The organism is Hymenobacter agri (assembly GCF_054778495.1).
In genome coordinates this window covers 1-2,715 of record NZ_BAAGZM010000576.1, presented here as the reverse complement: position 1 = coordinate 2,715, position 2,715 = coordinate 1, and the positions used below count along the sequence as shown (strand labels likewise).

General features: G+C 60.7%; 3 protein-coding genes. All 3 read right to left on the bottom strand.

The features are described from left to right. Nucleotides 1-633 (bottom strand): AAA family ATPase (locus ACYVDE_RS19610; RefSeq protein WP_460503229.1); only part of this gene is annotated, 633 nt, incomplete at its 3' end. A gap of 315 nt (nucleotides 634-948) precedes the next feature. Continuing rightward, entirely contained in the window at nucleotides 949-1,572 is a 624-nt protein-coding gene (locus tag ACYVDE_RS19605) for a DUF4159 domain-containing protein (RefSeq protein WP_460503228.1), read from the bottom strand. Between the two features lie 188 nt (nucleotides 1,573-1,760). Then, nucleotides 1,761-2,715 (bottom strand): TldD/PmbA family protein (locus ACYVDE_RS19600; RefSeq protein WP_460503227.1); only part of this gene is annotated, 955 nt, incomplete at its 5' end.

The window sequence follows — 2,715 nt, the reverse complement described above, 5'->3', positions numbered from 1 at the left end:
GGCTCCGCCCAGCACGGGCTGCACCGTTTGGCCGGCCGCGCCGGTGGTGCCGCGCAGCACCGCCAGCTCCTCCTCAGCCGTGGGGTAGCCAATGCGCACGTACAGCAGAAACCGGTCGAGCTGGGCCTCGGGTAGGGGGTAGGTGCCGCTTTGCTCGATGGGGTTTTGGGTGGCCAGCAGGAAGAAGGGCTTGGGCAGCGCGTGCTCCTGCCCGGCGTAGGTGACGTGCCCCTCCTGCATGGCTTCGAGCAGGGCCGCCTGCGTTTTGGGCGGCGTGCGGTTGATTTCGTCGGCCAGCACGAGGCTGGCGAAAATCGGTCCCGGCTTGAAGGTGAAGGCGCGGCGGCCGGTGCCGTGCTCTTCCTCCAGCACTTCGGTGCCGAGAATATCGGTGGGCATCAAGTCAGGCGTGAACTGGATGCGGCGGAACGGCAAATCCGTTGCCGCGGCCAGCGTGCGCACCAGCAGCGTTTTGGCCAGGCCGGGCACGCCCTCCAGCAGGGCGTGGCCGCCGGCCAGCAGCGCCACCAGCACTTCATCAAGCACGGTTTCCTGGCCCACAATCACCTTGGCAATTTCGGCCTTGAGAACGGGCAGCTTGGCGAGCAGCGTTTTTACTTCTTGTTCGGTCATGTATGGAGCGTACTGCCGCAATTAGGCGGAGTAGATGCGTCAGTGAAAAAATCTATCTCTGATAAAAAGAATCAAGCCAAACAACAAGCTAAATCCCCCACAAACCAGTCTGGTCAGGTTGTCTGGCAAGTAGAAATACACAGCTACTGCAAGCAAGAGACACGCTAGTGGAAAACGAAATGCTTTTAAGTGTGGGCGTTTCGTGATGTGGTAAGCCTGCAAGCTTTGTGAGTAGACAACAATGGGTAACCAAATTGCTGCAAACACCAGCGCTGACCGCCATGCTTGTTGTGCGTTTTCAACGTGCATATTTTGTTACGTCAACGCATACAGCAAAATATTCACCCCAAACTTGGTGTTGTCCTCGGCCAGGAAGCGCTTGTTGCGAAAGTCGTAGTCCCACTCGCAGCCGTAGTCTTTGTTGGAATACAGCACACCGATGCGACCCTTGATTTCGATGGCTTTCAGGTAGTCGTGCACGAGGTCGTCGCCCCAACCGTTCAGTTCGAAGCCGGTGTTGGGCGGGCCATCTTTGAAGGTGAAAAACTGGGAGTAGATGGGGTGGGTTTTGGGGATTTTCTTCAGCGCATTGGCCCCGAAGCACTGGCGCATCTGCTCCTCGAAGGAGCGGGCAAACAGGCCGTCGATGTCGTGGTTGCAGTCATCCACGAACACGAAGCCGCCGTTGCGCACGTACTGCGTAAAATTCTGTTTCTCAGCGCTCGAAAACTGTACCAGCCGGTGCCCGCTCAGGTAGCAGAAGGGGTAGTTGAACAGCTCGGGGCTATCGAGCGCCACCACTTTTTCCTTGGGGTCGACGGGCACTTTGGTGTACTGCACCAGCGAGTGCAGCAGGTTGGCGGGCATGCGCTCGTCCACCGCGTCCCAGTCGCCGGAGTGGTATTTCAGGCGCACGAAGGTGAAGGGAGCAGCGGGCATTAATCAGAAGTAGCGGTAGTGGCAGACAGGCACGGAGCTATAGTCGCAGAAAGCCACTGGAAAGTTGCGCCGCTTGAATGTAGCGCGGACTTTGTAGTCCGCGAGCGAGCGCAGCGAGCATCGGGCGTACGGTGTGGTGCCGCATGTTCGCTGCGCTCACTCGCGGACTACAAAGTCCGCGCTACAAGCTAAATGGCATCCGACAAGCTTGTGAACGTGAAGTCGCGGATTTTCAACGGTGGCACCAGGCAGCCGGCCAAGCGCTGGGGCCGGCCGATGGCTTCGAGGTTGTTGAGCATGATAATCGGGCTTTCGTTGAAGCGCAGGTTCTTGATGGGAAATTTGATGGCCCCGTTTTCGATGTAGAACGTGCCGTCGCGCGTCAGGCCGGTGTAGAGCAGCGTCTGCGGGTCGACGGGGCGGATGTACCAGAAGCGCGTGACCAGAATGCCCTTGGCGGTGCTCTTGATGAGCTCGGCCGTGCTCTGCGTGCCGCCCATCATGATGAAGCCACTGGGGAAAGCCGTGGGGGCCACCTTGTTTTTCTCGGCCCAGAAGCGCGAATACTGCAGGTCCTTCACCACGCCCTTCTCAATCCAGGTCTGGCGCCGGGTGGGCAGGCCCTCGCCGTCGAACGCACTGCCGGGGATTTCCGGGTTCATGGGGTCGGAGTAGATGGTAATGCGCTCATCGACCAGCTTTTCGCCCGTGCGGTTGCCGCCGCCCTTCTTGCTCAAAAAGCTACGGCCCTCGTCGGCCTCGCGCGCGCTCATGCTGAACACCAGCCCGCCGAGCAGCGACAAATCGCTGCCGTCCATCAGCGCCGCCGGCTCCAGAATCACGGTGTATTTACCGGGTTCGATGGCGCGGGCATTCACCGAGCCCAGGGCCTTATCGGCGGCGCGCTGGGTGAGGGCTTTGGCGTTGAGTTTGGCGGGGTCCGTCACGTCGGCCACGGCGAAGCCCGAACCGCGCCCGTCGGCAGTCCGCACCGTTACCGAAAAGTCGGTTTGGGTCGACTGCTGGTAGGCTTCGAGGCCCCTGGAGTTGCGCAGGGCCTGGAAGCGGGTGCCGCCATCCAGGAAGCCGGCGGCCGTCAGGTTCTTGCTGGCGCACAGCGTCAGGCTGTCGGCGGCGGCCTGA